General features: G+C 65.2%; 25 protein-coding genes. 10 read left to right on the top strand and 15 right to left on the bottom strand.

All coding sequences use genetic code 11. The annotated features are described in order from the left end of the window. Positions 1-27: 27 nt before the first annotated feature. Both WBP07_RS24270 and WBP07_RS24265 read right to left on the bottom strand, forming a co-directional pair. Positions 28-1,128 (bottom strand): zinc-binding dehydrogenase, encoded by a 1,101-nt coding sequence (locus tag WBP07_RS24270; protein WP_395397647.1) that lies wholly within the window; start codon positions 1,126-1,128, stop codon positions 28-30. Beyond that, the gene (locus WBP07_RS24265; RefSeq protein ID WP_395397646.1) at positions 1,125-2,780 is read right to left on the bottom strand and encodes a GMC family oxidoreductase; all 1,656 of its coding nucleotides are present in this window, start codon (positions 2,778-2,780) and stop codon (positions 1,125-1,127) included. Before WBP07_RS24265 ends, WBP07_RS24270 begins: the two co-directional genes overlap by 4 nt. Positions 2,781-3,003: 223 nt before the next feature. On the opposite strand from WBP07_RS24265, the gene WBP07_RS24260 reads away from it, so the two are divergent. Both WBP07_RS24260 and WBP07_RS24255 read left to right on the top strand, forming a co-directional pair. Continuing rightward, positions 3,004-5,394, top strand: coding sequence for a TonB-dependent receptor (locus WBP07_RS24260; protein ID WP_395397645.1), 2,391 nt, complete (start codon positions 3,004-3,006; stop codon positions 5,392-5,394). Positions 5,395-5,432: 38 nt separating this feature from the next. Then, complete coding sequence (locus WBP07_RS24255; RefSeq protein WP_395397644.1) at positions 5,433-6,176, top strand: SDR family NAD(P)-dependent oxidoreductase; 744 nt, start codon at positions 5,433-5,435, stop codon at positions 6,174-6,176. On the opposite strand, the gene WBP07_RS24250 is transcribed toward WBP07_RS24255, so the two are convergent. Continuing rightward, positions 6,161-6,640 carry a nuclear transport factor 2 family protein gene (locus tag WBP07_RS24250; protein WP_395397643.1) on the bottom strand — a complete coding sequence of 160 codons (480 nt, stop codon included), beginning with the start codon at positions 6,638-6,640 and terminating at the stop codon, positions 6,161-6,163. The genes WBP07_RS24255 and WBP07_RS24250 overlap by 16 nt on opposite strands. 31 nt (positions 6,641-6,671) lie before the next feature. Between WBP07_RS24250 and WBP07_RS24245 the strand changes: the two genes are divergently transcribed. Then, a complete protein-coding gene (locus WBP07_RS24245) occupies positions 6,672-7,748 on the top strand; it encodes a DUF1214 domain-containing protein (RefSeq protein WP_395397642.1) in 1,077 nt (358 codons plus the stop codon). Positions 7,749-7,764: 16 nt separating this feature from the next. On the opposite strand, the gene WBP07_RS24240 is transcribed toward WBP07_RS24245, so the two are convergent. Next, entirely contained in the window at positions 7,765-8,400 is a 636-nt protein-coding gene (locus tag WBP07_RS24240; protein ID WP_395397641.1) for a hypothetical protein, read from the bottom strand. Positions 8,401-8,665: 265 nt separating this feature from the next. Between WBP07_RS24240 and WBP07_RS24235 the strand changes: the two genes are divergently transcribed. Continuing rightward, a complete protein-coding gene (locus WBP07_RS24235) occupies positions 8,666-9,481 on the top strand; it encodes a sugar phosphate isomerase/epimerase family protein (protein ID WP_395397640.1) in 816 nt (271 codons plus the stop codon). Between the two features lie 71 nt (positions 9,482-9,552). On the opposite strand, the gene WBP07_RS24230 is transcribed toward WBP07_RS24235, so the two are convergent. The 11 genes from WBP07_RS24230 to WBP07_RS24180 all read right to left on the bottom strand — a co-directional run bounded on the left by WBP07_RS24230 (position 9,553) and on the right by WBP07_RS24180 (position 18,898). Beyond that, entirely contained in the window at positions 9,553-9,873 is a 321-nt protein-coding gene (locus tag WBP07_RS24230; protein ID WP_395397639.1) for an aldo/keto reductase, read from the bottom strand. Further along, positions 9,813-10,535, bottom strand: a complete 723-nt coding sequence (locus WBP07_RS24225) for an aldo/keto reductase (RefSeq protein WP_395397638.1) — start codon at positions 10,533-10,535, stop codon at positions 9,813-9,815. Before WBP07_RS24225 ends, WBP07_RS24230 begins: the two co-directional genes overlap by 61 nt. A gap of 20 nt (positions 10,536-10,555) precedes the next feature. Continuing rightward, positions 10,556-11,092, bottom strand: coding sequence for a nuclear transport factor 2 family protein (locus tag WBP07_RS24220; RefSeq protein ID WP_395397637.1), 537 nt, complete (start codon positions 11,090-11,092; stop codon positions 10,556-10,558). 4 nt (positions 11,093-11,096) lie between these two features. Beyond that, entirely contained in the window at positions 11,097-11,642 is a 546-nt protein-coding gene (locus WBP07_RS24215; RefSeq protein WP_395397636.1) for an SRPBCC domain-containing protein, read from the bottom strand. 10 nt (positions 11,643-11,652) lie between these two features. Beyond that, on the bottom strand, positions 11,653-12,423 hold the full coding sequence (locus WBP07_RS24210) for an SDR family oxidoreductase (protein ID WP_395397635.1): 771 nt from the start codon (positions 12,421-12,423) through the stop codon (positions 11,653-11,655). Further along, entirely contained in the window at positions 12,420-13,913 is a 1,494-nt protein-coding gene (locus tag WBP07_RS24205; RefSeq protein WP_395397634.1) for an FAD-dependent oxidoreductase, read from the bottom strand. Before WBP07_RS24205 ends, WBP07_RS24210 begins: the two co-directional genes overlap by 4 nt. Positions 13,914-14,022: 109 nt before the next feature. Further along, positions 14,023-15,060, bottom strand: a complete 1,038-nt coding sequence (gene dmpG, locus WBP07_RS24200) for a 4-hydroxy-2-oxovalerate aldolase (RefSeq protein WP_395397633.1) — start codon at positions 15,058-15,060, stop codon at positions 14,023-14,025. Between the two features lie 19 nt (positions 15,061-15,079). Then, positions 15,080-16,021 carry an acetaldehyde dehydrogenase (acetylating) gene (locus tag WBP07_RS24195; protein ID WP_395397632.1) on the bottom strand — a complete coding sequence of 314 codons (942 nt, stop codon included), beginning with the start codon at positions 16,019-16,021 and terminating at the stop codon, positions 15,080-15,082. Between the two features lie 33 nt (positions 16,022-16,054). Further along, on the bottom strand, positions 16,055-16,861 hold the full coding sequence (locus WBP07_RS24190) for a fumarylacetoacetate hydrolase family protein (RefSeq protein ID WP_395397631.1): 807 nt from the start codon (positions 16,859-16,861) through the stop codon (positions 16,055-16,057). After that, a complete protein-coding gene (locus WBP07_RS24185; RefSeq protein WP_395397630.1) occupies positions 16,848-17,672 on the bottom strand; it encodes an alpha/beta fold hydrolase in 825 nt (274 codons plus the stop codon). The genes WBP07_RS24190 and WBP07_RS24185 overlap by 14 nt, the downstream gene beginning before the upstream one ends. Before the next feature lie 14 nt (positions 17,673-17,686). Further along, the gene (locus WBP07_RS24180; protein ID WP_395397629.1) at positions 17,687-18,898 is read right to left on the bottom strand and encodes an acyl-CoA dehydrogenase family protein; all 1,212 of its coding nucleotides are present in this window, start codon (positions 18,896-18,898) and stop codon (positions 17,687-17,689) included. A 191-nt stretch (positions 18,899-19,089) separates the two neighbouring features. On the opposite strand from WBP07_RS24180, the gene WBP07_RS24175 reads away from it, so the two are divergent. The 6 genes from WBP07_RS24175 to WBP07_RS24150 are packed head-to-tail and all read left to right on the top strand — an operon-like array spanning position 19,090 to position 24,504. Further along, the gene (locus WBP07_RS24175) at positions 19,090-19,857 is read left to right on the top strand and encodes an SDR family oxidoreductase (RefSeq protein ID WP_395397628.1); all 768 of its coding nucleotides are present in this window, start codon (positions 19,090-19,092) and stop codon (positions 19,855-19,857) included. A 5-nt stretch (positions 19,858-19,862) separates the two neighbouring features. Continuing rightward, positions 19,863-20,798 (top strand): VOC family protein, encoded by a 936-nt coding sequence (locus WBP07_RS24170; protein WP_395397627.1) that lies wholly within the window; start codon positions 19,863-19,865, stop codon positions 20,796-20,798. After that, positions 20,795-21,676, top strand: coding sequence for a CoA transferase subunit A (locus tag WBP07_RS24165; protein ID WP_395397626.1), 882 nt, complete (start codon positions 20,795-20,797; stop codon positions 21,674-21,676). The genes WBP07_RS24170 and WBP07_RS24165 overlap by 4 nt, the downstream gene beginning before the upstream one ends. Beyond that, positions 21,676-22,497 carry a CoA-transferase subunit beta gene (locus WBP07_RS24160; protein WP_395397625.1) on the top strand — a complete coding sequence of 274 codons (822 nt, stop codon included), beginning with the start codon at positions 21,676-21,678 and terminating at the stop codon, positions 22,495-22,497. The genes WBP07_RS24165 and WBP07_RS24160 overlap by 1 nt, the downstream gene beginning before the upstream one ends. A gap of 20 nt (positions 22,498-22,517) precedes the next feature. Then, a complete protein-coding gene (locus WBP07_RS24155) occupies positions 22,518-23,417 on the top strand; it encodes an enoyl-CoA hydratase (RefSeq protein ID WP_395397624.1) in 900 nt (299 codons plus the stop codon). A 1-nt stretch (position 23,418) separates the two neighbouring features. Next, entirely contained in the window at positions 23,419-24,504 is a 1,086-nt protein-coding gene (locus WBP07_RS24150) for an NAD(P)H-dependent flavin oxidoreductase (protein ID WP_395397623.1), read from the top strand. Position 24,505 lies beyond the last annotated feature (1 nt).

Genomic DNA, 24,505 nt, shown 5'->3' with positions numbered 1-24,505 from the left:
GCCTCCGGAGGAGACTCCGGGGGCATGTCATTCCCGGTCGCGGAAGCTGACGACGACGCGCAGCGCCTCTCCCGATTGCATCAGCGCAAACCCCTCGTTCACGCGGTCCATCGGCAGGCGATGGGTCACCAGATCGTCGAGGTTCAGCCGCCCGCCTGCATAGTGATCCAGCAGGCTGGGCAACTGGCTGCGGCCCTTGACGTTGCCCATGAAGGATCCCTTCACCGAACGGCCGAGTTGCAGGTCGAACGGAACGAGTTCCAGTCGCTCGCCATCGGGCGGAACCCCCAGCACCACGCAGCAGCCCCAACCGATCCGCGTGCAATCGAACGCCTGCCGCATCAGCTGGGCTTTGCCGACGCATTCGAAGGCATAGTCTGCCCCGCCGCCGGTGATGGCCCGGATCGTCTGGACCGGATCGGCCGATGTGGGATCGATGAAATGGGTAAGCCCGAAGCGCTGTCCCTGTGCTTCGCGTGTGGGATTGACGTCGATGCCGATGATGGTCGTAGCCCCGGCGAGCCGCGCCCCCTGCACGACGTTGAGGCCGATTCCGCCCAGCCCGAAGACCGCGACGCTGGCCCCGGCATGGACATGCGCGGTGTGGAGCGCGGCGCCCACGCCCGTCGCCACGCAGCAGCCCGCCGTGCAGGCAAGGTCCAGCGGCACGTCGGGCCGGATGGGGGCGACGTTGCGCTCATGCATGACCACGAACTGCGCCAGCGAACCCACGCCCGAATAGGCGGAGACCGGCTTGCCGTTCAGCGAGAAGCGCGTGGGCTGCGTGGCGATCTCCGCCAGGAACATCTCGCAAAGGTTGGTCTTGCCGGAAAGGCAATTGGCGCAGGCGCCGCATTCGCCGATGGCAAGCGCGATGGCATGATCGCCCACGGCGACTGACGTGACCTTTGCGCCCACTGCGCGCACGATGCCCGCGCCTTCGTGCCCGACCACGATGGGAAACGGATAGGGCGCCGCCTTGCCCTGCAACTGGCTGAGGTCGGTATGGCACAGGCCGCTGGCGATGATTTCGATCAGCACTTCCTCCTCGCCCGGCGGCGCGAGATCCAGCTCTTCGCGGACGAGCGGCGCGCCGGGCGCGTGGCAGACCATGGCCTGAACTTTCATGCGTGTTCTCCGATAAGCTTGGCTGCGGGAAGGGGGGCATTGCCCAGGATCATGTCGGCCGCCTTCTCCGCGATCATCGCCACGGGAATGGCCGTGTTGCCGCCGACAAGGTGCGGCATGATCGAGGCATCGACCACGCGCAGCGCATCGAACCCGCGAACGCGCAAGTCTGGATCGACTACGCTGCGCTCATCGCGGCCCATGCGCGCCGTGCCGACCGAATGGTAATCCGCTTCGGCATGGGCGCGGACATGCGCGTCGAGATCGGCGTCGTTTTCCACGGCAACGCCCGGTGCGATCTCCTCCCCCCGGCAGATGTCGAAAGCAGGCTGGGCGAACACGCGGCGGGCGATGCGGATGCCTTCGCGCATGACGCGGCGGTCGCTTTCGGTGCCATTGTAGTTCTGGTCGATCACCGGCGGCATGCCCGGATCGGCGCTGGCGAGGGAGACGCTGCCGCGCGCTTCCGGTCGGGCGACATTGATATGGGCGTAGAAGCCATGGCTCGGCTCCAACTTGCGCCCATTGTCCGCGAACAGCGCCATCACCAACAGCATCTTGATGTCCGGTTCCGCCAGCGACGGGTCGGAACGGACGAACGCGGCCACCGACATGCCGGGATCGGCCAGCGGGCCGCGCCGCAGCGCAAGGTACTGCGCCATGGCCGCTGCTCCGTAGACGGGGTTGAGATAGCGCAGCATCGACCAGGGCTTGGTCGATCGCACCTTCACATGCGCGGCCAGGTGGTCCTGAAGATCGCGGCCGACGGCGGGCAAGTCCGCCTGCACGGCGATTCCGTGGCTGCGCAAGTGTTCGGCCGGGCCGATGCCGGAGAGCATCAGCAGTTGCGGCGTATTGATGGCGCCTGCGCATAAGATCACTTCGCGCCGCGCGACGGCGCGTTGCTGGGTGCCATCCCGGCGATAGGTCACGCCGGCGGCTCGCTTCCCCTCGATGTCCAGGCGCAGGCTCGTGGCATTGGTAAGCACCGTCAGGTTCGGGCGATGGCGGACCGGCCGCAGATAGGCCGAAGCGGCGCTAGAGCGACGCCCGCGTCCGACCGTGAGGTCCACGGGGCCGAAGCCATCGCGGGCGGCACCGTTGAGATCGGCGCAGAAGGGATAGCCTGCCTGTTGTCCCGCCTCGACGAAGGCACGCGCGAATGGATGGTCCTGCTCGGCGCGGGTCACGTCTATCGGGCCATCGGCGCCATGCCAGCGATCGCGGGCCGGGGCATAGCTTTCGAGTCGCCGGAAATAGGGCAGCACCTCGGCAAACGACCAGCCGTCGCAACCTTCCGCTGCCCAGCGATCGTAGTCCGAATGGAACCCCCGATCATAGGTCATGCCGTTGATCGAGGAGCCGCCGCCCAGCACTTTCCCGCGCGGCAGGTAGAGCGAGCGATCGTTAAGATGGCGCTGCGGCGCGGACATGTAGCGCCAGGCATGGCTGCCGCGCATCATGATCGGCAGCAGTCCGCCGGGCGCGGAAATCAGCGGGCTGGCGTCACTGCCGCCCGCTTCCAGTAGCAAGACGCGGCAGCCGGGATCGGCGGACAGGCGATTGGCAAGAATGCAGCCTGCGACTCCGGCGCCCACGATCACATAATCGAACGGCGGCGCCTCGGCAGCGCCGGCTTTCCTGTCTCCCATGACCTCTCCCGTGCTTCTCCCGTCACTTCCGGCACCGCTGCCCGGTTTTTCGAGGAATCACAGCGATGCCGCTGCCATTTTCCGGATCGTGACGGCGTTAGAATCTATGTTTGCGTAGAAAATACATCAAATATCGTCGCGAACAAGAAATGGATTGCCAGATGATGCGATGGATCATATGCATATGTAGCTAATCAGATACGCGAAAGCGTGCAGGGAGAGAATGATCGTGAGAAGGTTTCTGGCCGCCTCGGCCCTTGCCACCAGCATGTCCATCGTCGCCGTCCCGGCCTTCGCCCAGGATGCGGCGGATGCGGCTGCCGCGCCGCAGTCGGCCAAGCAGGATATGGAAATCGGCATCGGCGACATCGTCGTCACCGCCCAGAAGCGTTCGGAGAACGTGCAGAACGTTCCCATCGCCATCTCGGCGGTGAGCAGCGCCTATCTGGAAAGCCGCGGCGTCGATTCGATCGACAAGCTGGGCACCATCGCCCCGAACATGAAGATCGAGCGCGCGCCGGGTTCGAAAACGGTTTCGCAGATCTCGATCCGTGGCTCGGTCACGATCAATCCGGCAATCACCTGGGAACCGGCGGTCGGCCTCTATCTGGACGGCGTCTACATCGCCAAGGCGCAAGGCTCGATCTTCGACATTGCCGATCTGGAACGCGTGGAAGTGTTGCGCGGGCCGCAGGGCACGCTCTATGGCCGCAATGCGCTGGCCGGTGCCGTCAACCTGGTGACCAGCAAGCCCAGCGGCGAACTGGGCGGCACCATCGAAATGACGTATGCCAGCTATGACGAGATGAAGTATCGCGGCGTGCTGGACCTGCCGAAGATGGGTATCTTCTCGGTCAAGCTCTCCGGCCAGTATCGCAGCCGTGGCGGTCTGATCGACATCGTTCCCAACCCGATCCCGAACGTGCCGGCGGCGCGCTCGCCCCGGGTGAACGAGACCGACACGATCAACAGCGGCAGCTTCATGGTGCAAGTGCGCGCAGAACTAGCCGACAATATCACGGCGGATTACACTTACGACTACAGCCGCAACAAGCAGAAGCCGCAGTATTCGCAGCTGCTGCAAGTGAACGAGAACGGCGATCCGCGCGACATCTTCGATCCGAACTCGCCCAGCTATCCATTCGTGGGCGCGAACTTCCCGCTGAACCTCTACACCAACCCCGATCGCGTCAAGACCGCGTCGATCGATGCCGATGTCTATGAAAAGACACGCGCTTACGGCCATGCGCTGACGCTGACCGGCGATTTCGGCAACGCCACGGTCAAGTCGATCACCGCCTATCGCAACCTCAAGTATTCGGACGGGCTGGACCTTGACGGTTCGCCGCTGCCGGTCGCCTATACCCAGCGCATCACCGACTATCACGCGTTCAGCCAGGAACTGCAGGTGACGGGCAAGGCGCTTTCGGATCGCCTGTCCTACACCGCCGGTGCCTTCTTCTTCCGCGAGAAGGCGGAGACGGCCAATCCGCAGAGCTACTTCGGCGGCGGTACCGATCTTGAATCGGATTACGGATCGCACACTCGCGCCTTCGCGCTCTACACTCAGCTCGATTACGAGATGCTGCAGGGCCTGAAGCTGACGCTGGGCGCGCGTTACACGCATGAAGAAAAGGACATTCGCCGCTATTTCCGCGTCAACTACGATGCGGCGAACGGCATCACCTCTCCGGTGGTGGTGGCGGACATTCCCTACGGCGGCGTGCCCGATGCGAAGTACAACAGCTTCACGCCCGCCGTCACGCTGGGTTACGAAGTGTCCAATCAGGTCAATGTCTATGCCCGTTATGCGCGCGGCTTCAAGTCGGGCGGCTTCAACGGCGAAACCAACGTCTTCGTGGCGCCGACGCCGGATTGCCCTTCGGGCGCACTGGAACTGTGCAATCCCTACAAGCCGGAGACGGTGGACAGCTATGAGCTGGGCATCAAGACCAAGACGTTGGGCAACCGCCTGATCTTCAACGTTTCCGCTTTCCGGGACGAGCACAAGAACATGCAGCTGGCGGTGTTCACCGCAGGCCTTGGCGCATCGTCCATCGTGCGCAATGCCGGTGCGGCGCGCATCCAGGGCCTGGAATTCGAAACCGTGTTCCATCCCTTCGACGCGCTGACCTTCAACGGTTCGCTGGCGCTGCTCGATCCCAAGTACAAGACGTTCATGGATCTGGTGGACGGCGTGGAAACCAACGTGGCCAAGAACCGCGCCTTCCCGCATGCACCGAAGGTCACGGCGTCGGCCGGCGTCGATCTGCGGGTGGCCCGGGGTGACTGGGGTAAGCTGAATCTCTACGGCGATCTCAGCTACGTGGCGAAGTACTACACCTTCCCCTATGCCCTGGAGACGACCAACCCGTCCGACCAGAACGCGCACACCACGCAGTCCAAGGGACGCACGATCGTCAACTTGCGCGCCAGCCTTTCGGAAATGCCGCTGCTGGGCACCAAGGCGGAGATTTCGGTCTTCGTGCGTAACCTGACCAAGGAAGCCAACCCGGCGAACTTCATCGACTTCGGCCCCAGCTTCGGCGGCATGGTCGTGGGCTATTTCCCCGAACCGCGCACTTTCGGGGTGACGGCCGGCGTGAAGTTCTGACAAGGCGCCAAAGACCAGAACAAGAACGGGAGACGGCCATGCTCTTTGCAGGCAAGAAGGTACTGATTACCGGCGCGGCATCGGGCATCGGCCGCGCCACCGCGATCCGTTTCGCGGCGGAAGGCGCGCACGTCACCATCGGCGATCGCAATGCGGCAGGCCTCGAAGAGACCGCCGCGATGATGGCGATCAAACCGGTGATCCAGACTTACGACGCGACCGATCTCCAATCCTGCCGCGTACTGGTGGAAGTGGCCGCGCGCGATGGGTTGGACGTGCTGTGCAACATCGCCGGAATGCTCAAGTGGGGATCGTCCGAGACGTTCTCGCTTGAGGATTTCGAGCTGCTGTTGAAGATCAACACCACCAGCGTCTTCGCGCTGTGCCAGGCGGCGCTGCCGCATCTGGTGAAAAGCGGCGGTAACATCGTCAACACCGCCTCGACCGCCGCGCTTCAGGGCATTGCCTACACGATCGCCTATTCCGCCTCCAAGCACGGCGTGGCGGCGATCACCAAGGGGCTGGCCATCGAATACGGCGCCAAGGGCGTGCGTGTGAATGCGATCTGCCCCGGCCATGTCGAAACGCCGATGACCCGCGACACGCCGCCGCCCGAAGGCGACATCGACTGGTCGCTGGTCATGCGTAATGCGCCCAAGCTGCGCGATGGATCCTGCACGCCGGATGACGTGGCGAACATGTTCGCCTTCCTCGCCAGCGATCAGGCCAGCAAGGTTACGGGCGCGCTATTCACCGTGGACGGTGGTCAGCTCGCAGGCTGACCGGGGGCCAACAGCATGCGCGCCGCCGCATTGCCGTCCAGCAGGGCATTGCGGCGGTGAACCACCCGCCAGCCTTCGGCGCGGCGCGCAAGCGTCCAGCGGTTGGCGGAGACGCGATAGGGCGCGAACCCTTCGGGGGCATGGCGAAACACCACGCTGTGGCCCCGCGCGGTGGCGGTGTCGCCATCGATTACCACCGCAACCGGGCCCAGCAGGTGCGCACAGCCATCGGCCATCAGCGCGCGATGCGTTTCGCCCTCTATCAGCGCGGCAATCGCGGCATGACCTTGGGCCTGCGCGAAGCCGACCACTTCGTAGATGCCATCCGCGGCCCAGAGCGCGGCCAATGCCTGCGCCTCGCCCGCATCGGCCAGCGGGCCATAGCGCGCGATCAACTCGCGGATCGCCTCGCGGTCTTCCAGCACAAGCAGGCGCGCGCTGAGCGCTTCAAGCAATTCGGACATCGTTTCTCCTATTGGAAAGGGGTTTGCAGCCATGGCTGATCAGGTTCATTTGGATAGCGTCTGGCGCCAGTTCTGCGCGGCGCTGGCGGAGGCGGGCGAAGTGCTGGCACGACCCGCCACGCCCACTGCGCCGATCGATCAAGCGGAAGGGCTGCGCTATCTCAGCCGCCTGACGCGCACCGCGCTCAACATGCTCGTCGATTCCGCCGATCCCGATTTTCCGCGCCTGTTCATGCTCTGTGACGACAGGATCAAGATCGGCGCGGACAATCCGGACAACATCTACCAGCAATGCGTCGTCAGCCCGGACCGGACCTATCGCATCACCGGCAAGCGCAACACCGTCCCCTACTTCTCGATCGGCAGCAAGGCGAACCGCTACGCGACCGATGGCACCATGGTCTCCACCGGCGAACTCGAATTCGCGGACATGGAATTCGGCGCGGACGGCAGCTTTGAGGTGATCGTCAGCCGCGAAAGGCATCCGGGCAACTGGCTGCCGATGGCGGAAGATACCTCGCTGCTGATCGTGCGGCAGACGTTCGACGACAAGCGCACGCAGATCGCGGCGGACGTACAGGTAGAACGGATCGGCTCGGGTCCGGCTACGCCTGCCGTGCTCACGCCCGCCGCAATCGAGGGGCAATTGACGGGCGCGGCGCAATCGGTGCGCGGTACAGCAAATACTTTCGCCAACTGGTCTGAGTGGTTCAAGGGCCAGTCCAACGCGATCTACAACGGCGACCAGCAAGTATTCTGGAAGGCTGGCGGCGATCCGAACATCTGGTACGGTCATCTCCATTTCGATCTTGCGCCGGGCGAGGCACTGGTGATTGAGGCGCAGCCGCCCGAATGCCGCATGTGGAATTTCCAGATCGACAACTGGTGGATGGAATCGCTCGATCACGTGCATCAGAAGGTCTGGGTCAACGGTTCGCAGGCGCGTTACGAAGCGGACGGCAGCGTGGTGGTGGTCTGCGCCGATGCCGATCCCGGCTTCGGCAACTGGATCGACCTTGCCGGGCATCGATCGGGCACCGGACTCTGGCGCTGGATCGGCGCCAGCGAATATCCGGTGCCGCGCTGCCGCGTGATCTCGCTGGATTGATCGGACGGAGCGCCGGTCACAGTTCGACCACGGAGAGAATGTGGCTTGCCCGATCCGGAAACACATAGTCGAATTCGAAATGCATGGCTTCGCCAAGTTGGCCGGCGCGGATCAGGTCGGTTTCCACGAAGACTTGCACGCCGCCCTGGCCATAAGCGAAGCGCGAGCAATCGCCGAAGACGGGCGAGGCATCCAGCCGGGCATCCGCTTCGGCATCACCCGGGCGTGCGCGGTTCATGCTGATCCGGATGCGGTCGCGATAGTCGGGATCGCCGGCCGCCAGATCGCGCAGGGCGATCACGAGTGCTTCCAGTTCCTCAAGCGTGGAAACCAAGAAGCCGAAGTGGAAGCTGGCTTCGGGATCGGAAGCCAGCATGGCGCGATAGGCCGCGACAGCTTCGTGCTCATGCCCAGTGCCGATGCTGAGAGCGGTGTGGATCGCCTCGATCAGGCGGACCTGCGGAGCGGGCAGGGCGGAGAGGTAGACGATGCCGTCACCGCGCGCGAAATGGTCGGGATTGACCACGAAGCGATAGAAATTGCCGTCGGGCAGGGGCAGTGCCTGCGTTTCGATCAGCCCGAACAGCGAGAGCAATCGCGCGGCGAGCGGGCCATCTTCCGGTCCGGCATAGTGCAGGGCCAGATGTCCCATGCTCTGCCCCTTAGGATGGGACGCGTGCGTGATATCGCCGGATGCGGATTGGGTTGCCATGGCAGTTCCTCTCGACGGCTTCTCGCGAGCCATTTCCGCGCGGTCAGGAGGATTGTTCCGGTTGGCGCGGATACGCTTCCTTCATGAAGGAAAGTGGTTTGGCGATCAACATTTGCGTATATATAATGGAAAATTATCATGCAAAATGTCGTATTTAACGGTTTTTGATGGCGTGATGCGTCTTAAGGGCTGGTAGGGGGCGATCATGAACATTCCTCCCTCCCGCTTGTCTCTGGACCATATCACCGCCGTCGATGCGACGCCGCGCCAGTTGGCGGAGGCGGCTGCTCAAGCGGGCTGCGCAGGGATCTGCCTGTTCATGGAACCCATGGCCGTGCTGCCCGCGATGCCGCCGTTCGACCTTTACGGGGACCAGCAAGCCCGGCGCGAGCTGGCCGGTTGTCTCGCCGATCTCGGGCTTTCGCTCGATCTCGCCTATCCGTTCACGTTGACTGGACGAAGCGATCCGGCGTCGTTCGACGCGGCCCTCGAAACCGCCGCCGAGTTGGGCGCGGATTTGGTGAACGTGCTGGCTTACGATCGCGATCCGCTGCGCCGCCTCGATATCTTCGGCCGGTTCTGCGATCGTGCAGCCCGGTTCGATCTGGGCGTGGTGATCGAGTTCTATCCGCCCTCGCAGATCGGTTCGCTGGCGGCAGCGCTTGCGCTGGTGGGCGCGATCGACAGGCCGGGGCGGGTGGGCGTCAATGTCGATATCCTGCACCTCATGCGCGCGGGCGGAACGCTGGCCGAGCTGAAGGCCGCGCCGGCCGGGTACATCCTCTACGGACAGCTCTGCGATGGCATGCTGGCTGCGGGCGAGGACATAGAGCACGAAGCCTCCCGCGCGCGCTTGCTGGCCGGTGAGGGGCAATTCGACCTGGCGGGTTTCGTGGCCGCGCTTCCGCCGCAAACGCCGATCAGCGTGGAAATCCCGCGCGATCACGCACTGGGCCAGCCGTGCGACCGGCGCGTGACAGATGCGGTGGACGGCGTACGCGCCGCGCTTGGGTGGAGCTGAAAGTAAAACGGCGGGGAGCCTCCCCGCTCCCCGCCGTACCTGACCCTTGTCTGACTTGGGGGCCGGATGGGTCAGGCCACGCGAAGCTGGGCTAGCTCCGCTGCGGATAGAGTGAGGGTGGCCGCCTTGACGCTTTCGCGCACCTGTTCGGGGCTGGAGCCGCCGAAGATCGGCACCGTCTGGTCGGGCTGGTTGGTGAGATAGGCCAACACCACTTCGTTCACCGATACGCCGCGCCGTTCGGCCAGCTCGACTGCGGCGGCAAGGCGCGCGTCGTTGGCGGGGTTGGCGGGGTTGGCGGGGTTGGCGTAGCGTGCCGTTAGTTGCTCGCCTAGGTCCGCCCCCTTGGCACGCTTGGTGAAATAGCCGCCGCTCTGCGCGCCGTAAGCCATGATGGGTAAGCCTGCGGCATGGACGCCCTCGTACTCGCCTTCGTAGTAGTGGACGTAGCCCTGCTGCGCGGCGGCGCCGCGTCGGGCACGGCAAGGCCCCAGAACGTTTCGGACGCGGCGAAGCCCGGCTTGCCGATCGAGGCGGCGTATGTGTTCGCCGCCTTGATGCGTTCCGCCGACCAGTTGGAGGCGGCGAAATGGCGGATGCGCCCGGCTTCCTGATGGCCGATGAGGGCATCGACGATCACATCGACCGGTGCTTCCTCATTGTCCATGTGCAGGAAATAGAGGTCGATGGTCTCGATGCCGAGGTGGTCGAGGCTCTGTTCCAGGTCCTGCGCCACATCCTCAGGCGTGCAGCGGTTACGATAGTCGCCCTTACGAAGATCGAAGAAGCCGCCCTTGGTGGCGATCACGAAGTCGCCGCGCTCGCGCGTCTTCAACCAGGCGCCGACCGCGCGCTCGCTGGCTCCCGCCGGAGCGTCGGGCATCCAGTCGCCATAGGATCGGGCGGTGTCGATGAAGTTCCCGCAAAGGTCGGCGAAAGTGTCCAGGATAGCGTTCGAACGCGGCTGGTCGATCATCCAGCCGAGCATGTTGGTGCCGTAGCACAGCGGGCTAACCGAAAGATCGGTGCCGCCAAGGGTTACGCGTGAAAGCATCTGGCAATCTCCCGCGAAAGTCAGGCAACCTCGTCCCATTGGATGAGGTGGGTGATGTCGGTGCGTTCCGCCGGCTTCAGGCCGGTCTTCGCCAGCATATGCTCGGTGATGCGCGTATCGGGTAGGATCGGTTGGACCACCTCGATAACGCGGTCGTACTCGGTGCGGGCGACCTTCCATTGCCCGCCCTCGCGCCGATAACGGTCGCGGTAGATGGCGCTGCCGAAGGTGTGGTCGCCGCGTTCCAGATCGATGAAGATGTCTTCCAGATACCACACGCCCTCGGCCGAATTGTCGCCGGTCAGGGTGATTTCGGGGCTGTGCCCGTGGTGCATGGCCAAAGCGCCCGAGTGGAACGAGTTGGCTAGGAAGGTCATCATCTCCGCCTTGCCCGAAAACGTCACGCGATAGGCGCCGCCTCGATAGTCCACGGCGATATCGTCGGTGAACAGGCCTTCCAGCAGCGCCATGTCGGCCGTGTCGATGCCGCGGAAATAGCGGTGCTTGAGCATGCGGATCTCCTCGAGATCGGTCAGTTGCTGAAGTGTCATGGCCATGATGTCAGTTTCCTTTGGAGGTGGCCCAGAGCGTTTCCGCGCGCAGCTTGAGGGCGCGGGCGCTGTCATCGAACGCGCGCTTGACCCAGGGGCCGGCGAAGCGGTGGACATGGATGCCGTTCATGCCGAGAAAGGCGTCGGTGGAGGCATAGCGGCAAGTCTCCGCTCCGGTTTCCGCGATCACCTGATCGCGGCGGGCGGGGTATGGCCATTCGCGCGACCACGGCAGCGACCACGAGAGCAGCCGCTCCGGCTCGAAACCGCAGACGAATTCGCAATTGGGCAGCAACGTGCCCGGCACGGCGTAGTTCACCAGCGCCATCTCCACCGGTGCGCCCATTTCCAGTGTGGAGCGGGCGCGCACGCAGAACGGGTTCCAGTCGGCATAAGCGTCGAGATCGGTCAGCACTTGCCACACGACGCGGGTAGGGGCGGCGATCTCCACGGTCTCGCTGATAGTCACTGCTTCAGGATCCAGCCCCTCCAGCGGGTCTTCGGCCAGCGAGCGGGCAGTCTTCATCCAATCGAGATCGATCCAGTCAGGCAACATATCCGCCTCCTTAAGGTGCGACCCAGTCGCCGCCGTTCACGTCCAGCGCGGCACCGGTGATCTCGCTTGCATAGTCGGACAGCAGGAACAGCACGGCCTTGGCGCAGTCGGCATCCGGTGGAATGCGGCCGAGCGGGATCTGCGCGGTGCGTTCCTTGCGGAAGGCCTCGGCACCGTCGCCCAGCGTTTCCAGCCAGGCCTCCAAGGGGGCGCCCATCATCCAGCCCATCAGCGCGGTGTTGACGCGAATGCCCGTTCCCGAAAGTTCGACGGCAAGCTGGCGAGTCATCTGACCCAGCGCCGCTTTGCCCATTGCATAGCCGCCTTCGCCGGGCATGGGCCTCCGTGTCGCCAGCGTGGAGACATTGACGATCGAGCCCGATCCTTGCGCCTTCATCGTCGGGATCACCGCTTGTGCCATGCGCAGGCCGCCCAGTGCGATCACGTCCAGCGCGGTGCGGAGCTGGTCGATGTCGTGGGTTTCCAGCGGCTGCCAGTCCGGATGGTAATAGGCCGAGTTGGCAAGGCCATCGATGCGGCCCCATTTCGCCAGCGCGGCATCCGCCAGCGCCCGGCATTGCGCCGTGTCGGCAACGTCGCAAGGTACGGCGATGGCCTCGCCTCCCTCGCCGCAGATATCGGCGGCCAGTGCTTCGATGGCATCGCGCGAGCGGGCCGAGACGACCACCCGTGCCCCATCGCGCGCGGCGGCGCGGCACAACGCCTGCCCCATGCCGGGGCCTGCGCCGGTGACGATCACGACTTTGTCCTTCAGGATCATGCCAGTTCTCCCGCTGCCACTGCTGATGTCGCATCCGCCGCCGCTGCGCGGCCGGCCTGCCGCCCGAAGAAGGTGCAGTCCGCCAGACTGAGGCCGGAGCTATAGCCATGGCCCCAGGCCGGCAGGCCCGAAGTGCAACGTCCAGCGGCGTAGAGCCCCGGAACCGGCTGCTCATCGCGGCCGATCACGCGGCCATCGGTATCGGTGCGCAACCCGCCCAGCGTGAAGAACGAGAAGTAGGTGCTGTCGAAATTCAGCTCCAGCGCCACGAAGGGCGCTTCGTCCAGCGGCGACAGGATCGGCGCCTGCTTGTCGAACAGCGGATCGCAGCCCTCGTGCGCATGGCGGTTGTAGAAGGCCATGGTCGCCGCCAGTGTGCCCTGCGGCATCTCCAGCTCGGTTTCGACCTCTTCCCAGGTCTCGCCGGTGGCGGCGATGGTGATGCGGGCGATGTCCAGCGGCTGCACGAAGTGCGCCATGTCGAGCAGGAGGTAGACCTTGCTGCCCGGCTGGTCGAGCATCGTCCGGCTGACCCGACCGTGGTAGCAATCCTCGTTGATGAAACGCTGGCCTTGTTCGTTGACGAACACGCCGTAGGCATGGCTTTCCGGCATCGTCCAGGGGCAGGTGGTGAAGAACTGGTCCATGTGGATCGCATCGCCGCCCGCGCCCATGCCGAGCAGGATGCCGGTGCCATCGTCCTTCTCGCCGATCGGATCGTGGATCCTGCTGGTGAGCGGGGCGTAGCGACGCAGCATTTCCGGGTTCATCGCAAAGCCGCCGGTCGCCAGCACCACGCCATGGATTGCGCGCACGAAGCGGTTGGCATTGTCGATCCGGGCGACGAGGCCGACGATGCGCCCGTCCTCCTCCACCAGCGCGATTACGCGGGAATCGGCCATGACTTCGACCCCGGCATCGCGCGCGCGGGCCTCCAGAATGTCGACCAGCGGCCGTCCGCCGCCCCAGCCCATGTGCTGGATGACGTGGCCGCGCGGGGCGGGTTTGGCGTGATCGCGGAACGGCGCGGCGGCTTCGCTGCCGGACCAGATCAGCGTGGAATCGTCGGTCGGTTCGATGTGCTTGCCGGGCAGAAAATTGCCGCGATAGGGCACGCCCTGCGCTTTCAGCCATTCGTAATGGGCCAGTGCCTGATCGGCGTAGAGGTCGCATTTCGCCTCATCCGCGCAGGGGCCGCCGGCCATCTTCAGGTAGCGGGCGAAATCCTCGGTACTGTCCTCGAAGCCGGCGCTGCGCTGCGCGTCAGTGCCGCCGCTGCCGCCGATATAGATTTCCCCGCCGGACAGTGCGGAGGCGCCGCCGCTGCCCGAATTTCGCTCGAACAGCATGACGCGAGCACCGGCAGCGCGTGCCTCTATGGCTGCGCAGGCGCCGGCTGCACCGAAGCCGACCACGGCCACATCGGTTTCATGATCCCAGCGCGGCACTTGCGCCGCCGGAAAGGGCTTGTGTAGCGAGATTTCGGGCATGCTGCTCCCCACGGGCTATCCTCTCAGGTGGCACGCATCCGTCTTTGCGCGGAATGCTGTGCCGGGTTGGCAGGTGCCGCCAGCAGGTGGCCGGCAGCACCTGCGCGCGTCAGGCCTGTGCAGCCTTGAGCATGTCGAGCGCCACGTCGACGATCATGTCTTCCTGGCCGCCCACCATCTTCCGGCGCCCCAGTTCCACCAGGATCGCGCGGGTATCGAGGCCGTATGTCTCCGCCGCCTTCTCCGCATGGCGCAGGAATGACGAGTAGACCCCGGCATAACCCAGCGCGAGCGTTTCGCGGTCGACGCGGACCGGGCGATCCTGCAAGGGCCGCACGAGGTCTTCGGCCGCATCCATCAGCGCCATCACGTCGCAGCCGTGGTTCCAGCCCTTGCGGTCGGCGGCGGCCACGAAGACCTCCAGCGGCGCATTGCCCGCGCCCGCGCCCATGCCCGCCAGCGAGGCGTCGATGCGCACCGCGCCTTCCTGCGCGGCGACGATCGAGTTGGCCACGCCCAGCGACAGGTTGTGATGCGCGTGCATGCCGCGCTGGGTCTCGGGTTTCAGCACGCGGTCGTAGGCGGCAAGGCGGGCGGCCACCCCATCCATGTCCAGCGCGCCGCCACTGTCGGTGACGTAGACGCACTGCGCGCCATAGCTTTCCATCAGCACGGCCTGCGCCGCCAGCGCTTCCGGATCGATCATGTGGCTCATCATCAGGAAGCCGGAGACGTCCATGCCCAGGTCGCGGGCGATGCCGATATGCTGCTTCGAAACGTCCGCCTCAGTGCAGTGAGTGGCGACGCGGACCGAGCGCACGCCGATGGCGTAGGCGCGGCGCAGCTCCTCCACGGTGCCCAGGCCCGGCAGGATCAGCGTGGTGAGCACGCTGTTTTCCAGCACGTCCGCCACGGCCTCCAGCCATTCCCAATCGGTATGCGCGCCGAAGCCGTAATTGAAGCTGGTGCCGCTGAGGCCGTCGCCATGTGCCACCTCGATCGCGTCCACGCCCGCCTTGTCCAGCGCGGATGCGATCGCGCGGACGTGATCGATGCCGTACATGTGGCGGATGGCGTGCATGCCGTCGCGCAGCGTAACATCCTGAATATAGATCTTCTCGCCCGCATCGACGTTGAACTTGCCCATTATGCTAAACTCCTGCGGATCAGGCTGCGGTCGCGGCGGCCATGCGGCGCTCGGCGAGAAGTTCGCCGGTGGCCTTGGCGGCGGCGGTCATGATGTCGAGATTGCCGGAATAGCTGGGCAGGTAATCGCCCGCGCCTTCCACTTCGAGCAGGATCATCGTCTTCACGCCGGTGAATTCGCCCATGCCGGGGATCTTCAGCGGATTGTTGTCGCCAAAGCGTTCGAACTGCACTTCCTGCTTCAGGCGATAGCCCGGCACGTACTTCTGCACTTCGGCGACCATGTCCGTGATCGACTGGCGGATGGCATCCTCGTCCCCGCCTTCGGACAGGGTGAACACCGTATCGCGCATGATCATCGGCGGTTCGGCGGGGTTCAGGATGATGATCGCCTTGCCCTTGGTGGCGCCGCCCACCGCTTCGATCGCGCGCGAAGTGGTGCGCGTGAACTCGTCGATATTGGCGCGGGTGCCGGGCCCGGCGGAGCGGGAGGAGACCGAGGCGACGATCTCCGCATAGTGCACTTTGCCGACGCGGCTGACGGCGGCGACCATCGGGATCGTCGCCTGCCCACCACAGGTCACCATGTTGACGTTGGGCGCGTCCAGATTGGCCTGCATATTGACCGGGGGCACGATGAACGGGCCGATCGCGGCGGGGGTAAGATCCACCACCTGAATGCCGTCTGCGCGCAGCGCCTCGTCATGCACCTTGTGCGCGTAGGCGCTGGTGGCGTCGAAGGCGATGCCGATCTCGGGATAGCAGGGCAGTTTCTTCAGCCCCTCGATCCCTTCGTGCGTGGTGGCGATGCCATGCTCGCGCGCCATGGCGAGGCCTTCCGACTTGGCATCGATGCCCACCACGGCAACGAGTTCCATGTTCTGGGGATACTTGATCATCTTCATCATCAGGTCGGTGCCGATATTGCCCGAGCCGATGATCGCGGCTTTCACGCGTGCCATGGATTCTGCGTCCTTACACAAAGCGGATAATTCTTAAACAAATCGAGCCTGGCAGCGGCCGATGGCCTTGCCGCCTTCCGCGGGGTTCCTGTCGGAAAGGATCATTTCGAAGCTGTCGCCCTTCACGGCGGGGGCCAGCGGCACCAGCGATCCGGAAAGGATCACGTCGCCGGCATCGAGCGTGACGCCGTAAGCGCCCAGCGTATTCGCAAGCCAAGCCACCGCCTGCGCGGGATCGCCCTGCACGGCATGGCCATAGCCTTCGGACAGCGGCTCACCGTTCTTGGTTACCGCCACATGCAGGCCGGGAAGATCGAACGCGCGCGGATCCAGGCGCTCCTCGCCCAGCACGTAGACGCCGCAGGAGGCATTGTCCGACACGGTATCGACGATGCCGATCTTCCAGTCGGTAATGCGGCTGTCGACGATCTCGAAGCAGGGCGCGATGCTTTCGGTGGCGGCCAGAACCTGCTCGGCCGTGACGCCGGGGCCGGAGAGCCCTTCCTTCAGGATGAAGGCGATCTCCGCCTCTGCGCGCGGGGCGATCAGGGCCTTGGCGTCCACGTCGATATCGCCTTCGACATACATCCAGTCGGTCAGGAAGCCGAAGTCGGGCTGGTGCACGCCCAGCATGTCCTGCACCGCCTTGCTGGTGACGCCGATCTTCTTGCCGACGACTTTTTCGCCATCGGCCAGTTGCCGGCGCTTCAGGAAGTCGAGGCTGATCGCATAGGCATCGTCGACGGTGAGGGCGGGGTCACGCTCGATCAACGGGCGAACGGAGCGGCGCTCGCGCAGTGCCTCGTAAAGCTCGCGCCCGTAGGTTTCAGCGACCGTCATGCAGGAACTCCACGACATAACGGTTGAACTCCGCCGCGCGCTCCACCTGCACCCAGTGTCCGGTATGCGCGAAAGTGATCGCGCGCACGTTCGGGCACCGTTCGAGGAAGAGGCGGGCGTGTGCTTCGGGGCAGAACTCGTCGTTGAGCCCCCAAAGCACGAAGACCGGCTGCGCGATCTCGCCAAGGCGGGGGCTGAGGTCCGGCGTGCGCATGCGCACGATCACGTCCTTGGGCTGGGTGCGGGCAACCTCGAAACGTTCGACCACCAGTTCCTCGGTAATGAGGTGGTGCGCGTCGGCATGGAGCAGGTTGCCGATCAACCGGCGCTGCTCGTCCAGGTTGAAGTCCGGGCCGCCGAAGTTGGAGACCATCTTGGCGATGCCCGGCATCACGAAATAGGCCTCCCGCTCGGCGACGCAGCCGGGGGCCATCAGCACCAGCTTTTCGGCAAACTCGGGATGATCCAGCGTCATCTGCAAGGCGATCCCGCCGCCCAGCGAGTTGCCCACCAGCACCGCGCGATCGATGCCGTGCGCCACCAGCGCCTCGTGCAGCGTGTCGGTGAAAAGCTGGAGCGTGTAGTCGATCCCCTCCGGCTTGGAGGAGGTGCCGTAACCGATCAGGTCGGGCAACACCACGCGGAAGCCCGCCGCAACGAAGGCGTCAATATTGCCGCGAAAGTTGGAAGCGCCCGATGCGCCGGGCCCGCTGCCGTGAATGAACACGACCGCAGGACCTTCGCCGGCCTCCCGGATCTCGATCTCGTGACCCCCGCTCACCCGGTAACGGGCCGATTTCAGCATAGCCATCGTGCCGCCTCCCCTCAAAGGAACGTGAAAGTGGGTGCCTGACCCAGCATGCCGCCGACGAAATCGGTCGTGCGGTTGTTCGGATCGTTGGCGACGTGGGCGCGGCCGGCGTGAAGGTCCAGCCAGGGTTGGATGATCGCGCTGGACATGTAGACGGCCCGGCCGCCCAGCAGCTTCACCATGTCGTCCACCAGTTCCGCCATGCGGCGCACGACCGAGGAGGAGTTGTAGGCGTAGCGGGTGCGCTTCTCCATCGGGATCGCCTCGCCCCGTTCGGCGTGGGCCATCAGATCCTCGAACGTCAGGCGCAGCGTCTGCTCCATCTCGGTCACTTCGGATTCCGCGCGCGAGATCGCTGCGAGCAGGAAGGGATCGTGCTTCGATGCCTTGCCGGTGTTGGTGGAAACGCGGCTCTGCGCGATGTCCATCGCCGCATTGATCGCCGCGCGGGCGCCGCCGAAGGCCGCCGTGGAGACCGAGCGCGTGAACACTTGCGCCCAGGGCAGCGTGTAGAGCGGGCCGGGGTTGGTTTCCTGACCGGGATTTGCGCATAGGAAGCCGTCCATCGCGCGGTGCGTGCGGTATTCCGGCACGAACACGTCATCGACGATCACGTCATGGCTACCGGTGCCCTGAAGGCCGAAGACGTGCCATGCGTCGGTATCGATCGTGTAGTCGCTGCGTGGCAGCAGGAACGCGCGCATGTCCGGCGCGCCGCCCGGTTCGCTCGGCGGTACGAGAGCGCCCAGGATCACCCATTGGCAGTGGATCGATCCGGTCGAGAAACCCCAGCGGCCCGACAGGCGGAAACCGCCCTCCACCGGCGTGACCTTGCCCACCGGCTGATAGCTGGAAGAGGCGAGTGTCGCGGTATCCTCGCCCCAGACCTCTGCTTGCGCCTGCTCATGATAGAGCGCGATTTCGTAAGGATGGCAGCCCACCACGCCGTACATCCAGCCGGTGGACATGCAGCCTTCGGCCAGCGTCTTCTGCACGTCGTAGAAGACATTCGGATGCATCTCATACCCGCCCCAGCGACGCGGCTGAAGGATGCGGAAGAAGCCGGCTGCGTGAAGCTCTGCCATCGTTTCGGCCGGCACGTCGCGTTCTGCGACGCAGCGGCGGGCGCGTTCCTTCAATGTCGGCACCATGGCGCGCGCACGGGCGACCAGTTCCTCGGGACTGGGCACGGCGGCGTCGGACTGCGCGGAGGCTGCGCTGGCCATGTCTGCGATCTCTCCCTTCGTTCGAATCGATTTGCGCCCTTTGGCGCTGACTTCGTAATTTGAAATGGCATTGGATACGCAAATCGTCAATTGAAAACCCATTCCGCTTTCGATATTGCCAAATTCGAATCTGATGCAGGAACGAATCTTGCAATCGGAACAGTGAACGGGATCAGAGGGAGAGGGCCGCCGTGCAGGGCAGGCAGCAGATCGATCTTTCAGGGCGCGTGGCGATCGTCACCGGCGGCACGCGCGGCCTTGGTCTGGCGATGGCGCAGGCGCTTGCGGCCAGCGGCGCGAAAGTGGTGGTGTGCGGGCGCAATGCGCCGGAATCGCTGCCCGCCGGGCTGTCGTTCCGCGCCGCGGACATTCGCGAGGCCGATCAGGCGCAGGGCCTTATCAATGCGGTGGTGGCCGAACACGGCCGGATCGACATCCTCGTCAACAATGCCGGCGGTTCGCCGCAGGCCGATGCCGCCACCGCCAGCCCGCGCTTCTTCGACGCGATCGTGCGGCTGAACCTTCATGCGGCGATGTACATGGCGCAGGCCGCGCATGCGCCGATGAAGGCGCAGGGCGGCGGCAGCATCATCAACATTGCCAGCGTTTCGGGCATTCGCCCCTCTCCGCAGACCGCCGCCTACGGCGCCGCGAAGGCGGGGCTGCTGAACCTTACGCAAAGCCTGGCGCAGGAATGGGGGCCGGACGGCATCCGCGTGAATGCGGTGATCGTGGGCCTGATGCAGACCGAAACGACCGATGCGACTTACGGCAGCGCCGAAGCGCAGGCCGCCGTCGGCCACTCACTGCCGCTGCGCCGGATGGGCCGCGGTGAGGATATCGCAGGCGCGGTTCTCTGGCTTTGCTCCGATCTCGCGAGCTGGGTCAGCGGCGCGCGCATCAACGTCGATGGGGGCGGCGAGCGTCCGTACTTCCTCGACCTCGTGAAAGGAAACTGAAGGCCATGGGTATCAAGGCGCTCGGCTACGTGGTGATCGAAACCGCGAAGCTTGCCGAGTGGGACGCATTCCTTGCCGACGTGGTCGGCACGATGCGTTCCCCGAGCGGGAAGGAGGGCGTCGCCCTCTACCGGATCGACGATCGCCCGTTCCGCTTCCGCATCGAGACGGGGGACAAGGAACACTTCCGCGCGGCTGCTTATGAAGTGGGCAATGCCGGCGAGCTGGCGGAAGCGCGTGCGAAAGTCGCTGCCGCCGGCCGGCCGATCGAGGACGGCACGGCGGACGAAGCGCAGGAGCGCGGCGTCGCTGCGTTCTTTCGCACCAGCGATCCGGCTGGCAATGGGCTGGAATTCTTCCACGGCGATGTGCGCGACGATGTGCCATTCGTCTCGCCCGCCGGGGTCAGCGGCTTCGTCACCGGCGCGATGGGTATGGGCCACGCGGTCTTCGCGGCGCCGAACTTTACCGAGTGCCACGAATTCTATCGCAGCCTTGGCTTCCACGACACCGACATTCCGCGCTTCCATTTCAGCGATGCGGCGGACGATCCGGGCATGGGCTTTGCCTTCATGCATGCCGACAACGGCCGCCATCACTCGGTCGCGCTGGGCGAGATGCCGATGCCGCCTTCGGGCTGCGTCCACCTGATGCTGGAGATGAAGGCGCAGGCCGACGTCGGCAAATGCCATGACCGCATGCGACTGGCGAAGGTGCCCGAAAGCGCGTCGATCGGGCGCCATGTGAACGACCAGACCTTCGGCTTCTACATGCAGTCACCCGGCGGTTTCGACTTCGAGATCGGTGCCGATCCGCTGGTGATCGACCCCGCCAGCTGGGAGCCGACCGCGCATCTCGTCCCCAGCGAATGGGGCCATGTCTGGGCCTGGCAGAAGGCTCTTGAGGAACAGGACCAGAAAAAACAGGAAGAGGGAGCATGATGCTCGACAAGCGCATGAGCGCGGCGGAGATCGTCGCGCAGATAAAGGACGGGATGACCGTCGGGATCGGCGGCTGGGGGCCGCGCCGCAAGCCGATGGCGCTGGTGCGTGAACTGCTGCGTTCCGACGTCAAGGACCTGACCGTGGTGGCCTACGGCGGCGCCGACGTCGGCATGCTCTGCGCGGCGGGCAAGGTGAAGAAGCTGATCTTCGCCTTCGTCTCGCTCGATGCGATCCCGCTGGAGCCGTGGTTCCGCAAGAGCCGCGAGAGCGGCCAGCTCGAAGTGCTGGAACTGGATGAGGGCATGTTCCAGTGGGGCCTCAAGGCGGCTGCGTTCGGGCTGCCCTTCCTGCCGACGCGCGTGGGGCTGGGCACCGATCTGGCCGAGCTTGGCGGGCTGAAGACGGTGCAGAGCCCCTATGCGGATGGCGAGACGCTGATCGCGATGCCCGCGCTCAAGCTCGATGTCGCGCTGCTGCACGTCAACCGCAGCGACTGGCGCGGCAACGTGCACGTGTTCGGGCCGGATTCCTATTACGACGAGTGGTTCGCCAAGGCCGCCGCGAAGACCTTCGTGTCCTGTGAGGAACTGGTGGACCGCATGGAGGACCACTACCCCGATCAGGCGCGCGACAACCTGATCGAGCGCTGCTTCATCAGCGGCGTGATCGAAATGCCCGGCGGCGCGCATCCCAGCTCGATGCCCCCACACTACGGCTGGGACATGAAGGCGTTCAAGGCCTACGCCGCCGCCGCGAAGGATCCCGGCGACTGGAACGCGGTGCAGGACCGCTTCGTGGGCGCGGACGAAGCCCGATATCTCGACAGCATTGGCGGAAAGGAGGCGGTGGCGGCTCTCCCGCTCCCGATATTCTGATGACCCAGGTAACGACAATCTCGAAGATCAGCCTTGCAGAACTCTGCATTTTCGCCGCGTCGGAGGCATTCCGGGGCAATGGCGAAGTGATCGCCACCGGCGTCGGCCCGGTGCCGCGCCTCGCCGCCGGGCTCGCCAAGCTGACGCACAGCCCCGAACTGATGATGACCGATGGCGAAGCCTATCTGGTCGAACAGCCGGTGCCGATCGGCCCGCGCGCCTATGACGATCGCAAGCCGGCGGGATACCTGCCGTTCTCGCGCTTCTTCGACAGCGCGGTCTGGACCGGGCGCCGCCATGCGATGGTCACGCCGACGCAGCTGGACCGCTTCGGCCAGATCAACCTCTCGTACATGGGCGGCACCTATCGCCAGCCCAAGACGCAGATGCTGGGCGTGCGCGGCTTTCCGGGCAATACGATCTATCACGCCAATTCCTTCTTCTTCCCGGCGCACGGCCCCCGCGTCTTCGTACCGGGCGAAGTCGATATGATCTCCGGCGTCGGTTACAATCCGGCCAAGCGCGTGGCGGGCGGCAACTACTCCGGCGTCGATCTCAAGCGCATCGTCACCAACTTGTGCGTGATGGATTTCGGCGGCACCGACGCTGAAGGCAATCGGGCAATCCGCGTCGTCTCGCTGCACCCCGGCATCACGTTCGAGGAAGTGCAGGAAGCGACCGGCTTTGCGCTGGAACAGGCGCCAGAGATCGGCACCACGCCGCTTCCGGACGCAGAGGCGCTGGCAGTGATCGCCGCACTCGATCCGCACGACATCCGCGCCACCGTCATCAAGGACAACCCGCCGGCCGTCAGGGCCTGAGCGGGATCGGGAGAGGCATCATGAGCGATGATCTGGTCGAACCGAAAAAGGTCGACATCGTCTACGAGACCGACAGCCCCGTGCTTTACGAGGTGGACGGCCCGGTCGCCTGGGTAACGCTCAACCGGCCGGACTTCCACAACGCGCAGAACGGTCAGATGACCTACGCGCTGGACGATGCCTTCAACCGCGCCGTGCAGGACGATGCGGTGAAGGTCATCGTGCTGGCGGGCAACGGCAAGCACTTCTCTGCCGGGCACGACATCGGCACGCCGGGGCGCGATCTGCACAAGGCGTTCGACAACCGGCTGATGGTGCCGGGCCACGTCAACAAGCCGGCGGCGGAGCTGCTCTACACGCGTGAGCAGGAGCAGTACCTGGGCATGTGCCGCCGCTGGCGCGACATTCCCAAGCCCACCGTTGCCATGGTGCAGGGCGCCTGCATCGCGGGCGGCCTGATGCTGGCCTGGGTCTGCGACCTGATCGTCGCTTCGGAAGACGCGTTCTTCCAGGATCCGGTCAACCGCATGGGCATTCCCGGCGTCGAATACTTCGCCCACGCCTTCGAACTGCCGCCGCGTGTGGCCAAGGAATTCCTGCTGCTGGGCGAGCGGATGAGCGCCCAGCGGGCCGAGCAGTTCGGCATGGTCAACCGAATCGTCCCGCGTGAAAAACTGCGCGAGGAAGCCGCGTCGATGGCCGCGAAACTGGCCGCGCAGCCGCGCCTTGGCAACTGGCTGACGAAGCAGGCGGTCAACCATGTGGAGGAACTGCGCGGCAAGCGGACGGCGATGGATGCCGTGTTCCACATGCACCACTTCGCCCACGCGCAGAACGATCTGGTGCAGGGCAATTCCATCGCCGGGCTGGATGGCAAAGCGATGGCGGCGGCCAACAAGAAACAAGCGGGAGAAGGCTGAGATGACCGACCCGCTACACACCATTCTGGTCGAACGCCTCGGCTGCAAGGTGCCGGTGATCCAGACCGCGATGGGCTGGGTGGCCGAACCCTCGCTGGTCATCGCCAGTTCGAACGCGGGCGCCTTCGGCTTCCTCGGCGCGGCAGTGATGACGCCCGAGGAAGCGCGGACCAAGCTGCTCGAAGTCCGCCGTGGCACCGATCGTCCCTTCGGCGTCAACTTCCACAGCTTCCAGCCCGGCGCGGATAAGATCGTCCAGCTGATCCTGGAGAACCGGGAACAGGTGCGCGCCGTTTCGTTCGGGCGCGGGCCCAATGCCAAGATGATCGCCGCGTTCAAGGATGCCGGGATACTCTGCATCCCCACCGTCGGCGCGCTGAAGCATGCGAAGAAGATGGTCGAACTGGGCGTCGACATGATCAACGTGCAGGGCGGTGAGGGCGGCGGCCATACCGGATCGGTGCCGACCACCGTGCTGCTGCCACAAGTGCTGGACGCGGTGCAGGTGCCGGTGATCGCCAGCGGCGGCTTTGCCGACGGGCGCGGGCTGGTGGCCGCGCTGGCTTACGGCGCAGTCGGCATCGCCATGGGCACGCGCTTCCTGTTGACGCAGGAAAGCCCGGTGCCGGACAGCGCCAAGGCGGCCTATCTGGCGGCCTCCACCGACGGCATCGTCGTCACCACCAAGCTGGACGGCATTCCCCAGCGCATGGTGCGCACGCGGCTGATGGACCGGATCGAGAAGTCCGGCCCGCTCGCCATGTGGCTGCGCGCGTTCGAGGCGGGCCGCGCGATGAAGCGCCAGACCGGTGCCTCGTGGGGTGATTTCATGCGCAGCGCGCGCGGCATGACTGCGCATGGCGCCATGCCGCTGAAGCAGGCGATGATGGCCGCGACCACGCCCATGCTGATCCAGAAGGCGATGATCGACGGCGATATCGAGAACGGCGTGATGGCCACCGGCGTCGTCGGCGGCCGCATCCGCGAGATCCCGAGCTGCCAGCAGCTTGTCGACAGCATCATGGCCGAAGCGCGCGAGAGGCTCAGCGCGCTCGGCGTACCCGCAGCCGCCACTGTCGCGGCCTGAA

The sequence above is a fragment of the Novosphingobium oxfordense genome (assembly GCF_044029435.1).
GTDB lineage: Bacteria > Pseudomonadota > Alphaproteobacteria > Sphingomonadales > Sphingomonadaceae > Novosphingobium.
The sequence above is the reverse complement of the archived record's forward strand: the minus strand, read 5'-3'. Positions and strand labels throughout refer to the sequence as shown.

Bases quoted from the DNA above. Each gene is read 5' to 3' on its own strand.
- WBP07_RS24170 (WP_395397627.1), top strand. From the start codon at position 19,863: ATGGGTATCAAGGCGCTCGGCTACGTGGTGATCGAAACCGCGAAGCTT.
- WBP07_RS24150 (WP_395397623.1), top strand. From the start codon at position 23,419: ATGACCGACCCGCTACACACCATTCTGGTCGAACGCCTCGGCTGCAAG.
- WBP07_RS24185 (WP_395397630.1), bottom strand. From the start codon at position 17,672: ATGGCTATGCTGAAATCGGCCCGTTACCGGGTGAGCGGGGGTCACGAG.
- WBP07_RS24210 (WP_395397635.1), bottom strand. From the start codon at position 12,423: ATGATCCTGAAGGACAAAGTCGTGATCGTCACCGGCGCAGGCCCCGGC.
- WBP07_RS24250 (WP_395397643.1), bottom strand. From the start codon at position 6,640: ATGTCCGAATTGCTTGAAGCGCTCAGCGCGCGCCTGCTTGTGCTGGAA.
- WBP07_RS24215 (WP_395397636.1), bottom strand. From the start codon at position 11,642: ATGTTGCCTGACTGGATCGATCTCGATTGGATGAAGACTGCCCGCTCG.
- WBP07_RS24260 (WP_395397645.1), top strand. From the start codon at position 3,004: ATGATCGTGAGAAGGTTTCTGGCCGCCTCGGCCCTTGCCACCAGCATG.
- WBP07_RS24235 (WP_395397640.1), top strand. From the start codon at position 8,666: ATGAACATTCCTCCCTCCCGCTTGTCTCTGGACCATATCACCGCCGTC.
- WBP07_RS24205 (WP_395397634.1), bottom strand. From the start codon at position 13,913: ATGCCCGAAATCTCGCTACACAAGCCCTTTCCGGCGGCGCAAGTGCCG.
- WBP07_RS24240 (WP_395397641.1), bottom strand. From the start codon at position 8,400: ATGGGACATCTGGCCCTGCACTATGCCGGACCGGAAGATGGCCCGCTC.
- WBP07_RS24255 (WP_395397644.1), top strand. From the start codon at position 5,433: ATGCTCTTTGCAGGCAAGAAGGTACTGATTACCGGCGCGGCATCGGGC.
- WBP07_RS24220 (WP_395397637.1), bottom strand. From the start codon at position 11,092: ATGGCCATGACACTTCAGCAACTGACCGATCTCGAGGAGATCCGCATG.
- WBP07_RS24245 (WP_395397642.1), top strand. From the start codon at position 6,672: ATGGCTGATCAGGTTCATTTGGATAGCGTCTGGCGCCAGTTCTGCGCG.
- WBP07_RS24225 (WP_395397638.1), bottom strand. From the start codon at position 10,535: ATGCTTTCACGCGTAACCCTTGGCGGCACCGATCTTTCGGTTAGCCCG.
- WBP07_RS24190 (WP_395397631.1), bottom strand. From the start codon at position 16,861: ATGACGGTCGCTGAAACCTACGGGCGCGAGCTTTACGAGGCACTGCGC.
- WBP07_RS24165 (WP_395397626.1), top strand. From the start codon at position 20,795: ATGATGCTCGACAAGCGCATGAGCGCGGCGGAGATCGTCGCGCAGATA.
- WBP07_RS24180 (WP_395397629.1), bottom strand. From the start codon at position 18,898: ATGGCCAGCGCAGCCTCCGCGCAGTCCGACGCCGCCGTGCCCAGTCCC.
- WBP07_RS24195 (WP_395397632.1), bottom strand. From the start codon at position 16,021: ATGGCACGCGTGAAAGCCGCGATCATCGGCTCGGGCAATATCGGCACC.
- WBP07_RS24160 (WP_395397625.1), top strand. From the start codon at position 21,676: ATGACCCAGGTAACGACAATCTCGAAGATCAGCCTTGCAGAACTCTGC.
- WBP07_RS24230 (WP_395397639.1), bottom strand. From the start codon at position 9,873: ATGGCTTACGGCGCGCAGAGCGGCGGCTATTTCACCAAGCGTGCCAAG.
- WBP07_RS24265 (WP_395397646.1), bottom strand. From the start codon at position 2,780: ATGGGAGACAGGAAAGCCGGCGCTGCCGAGGCGCCGCCGTTCGATTAT.
- dmpG (WP_395397633.1), bottom strand. From the start codon at position 15,060: ATGGGCAAGTTCAACGTCGATGCGGGCGAGAAGATCTATATTCAGGAT.
- WBP07_RS24155 (WP_395397624.1), top strand. From the start codon at position 22,518: ATGAGCGATGATCTGGTCGAACCGAAAAAGGTCGACATCGTCTACGAG.
- WBP07_RS24270 (WP_395397647.1), bottom strand. From the start codon at position 1,128: ATGAAAGTTCAGGCCATGGTCTGCCACGCGCCCGGCGCGCCGCTCGTC.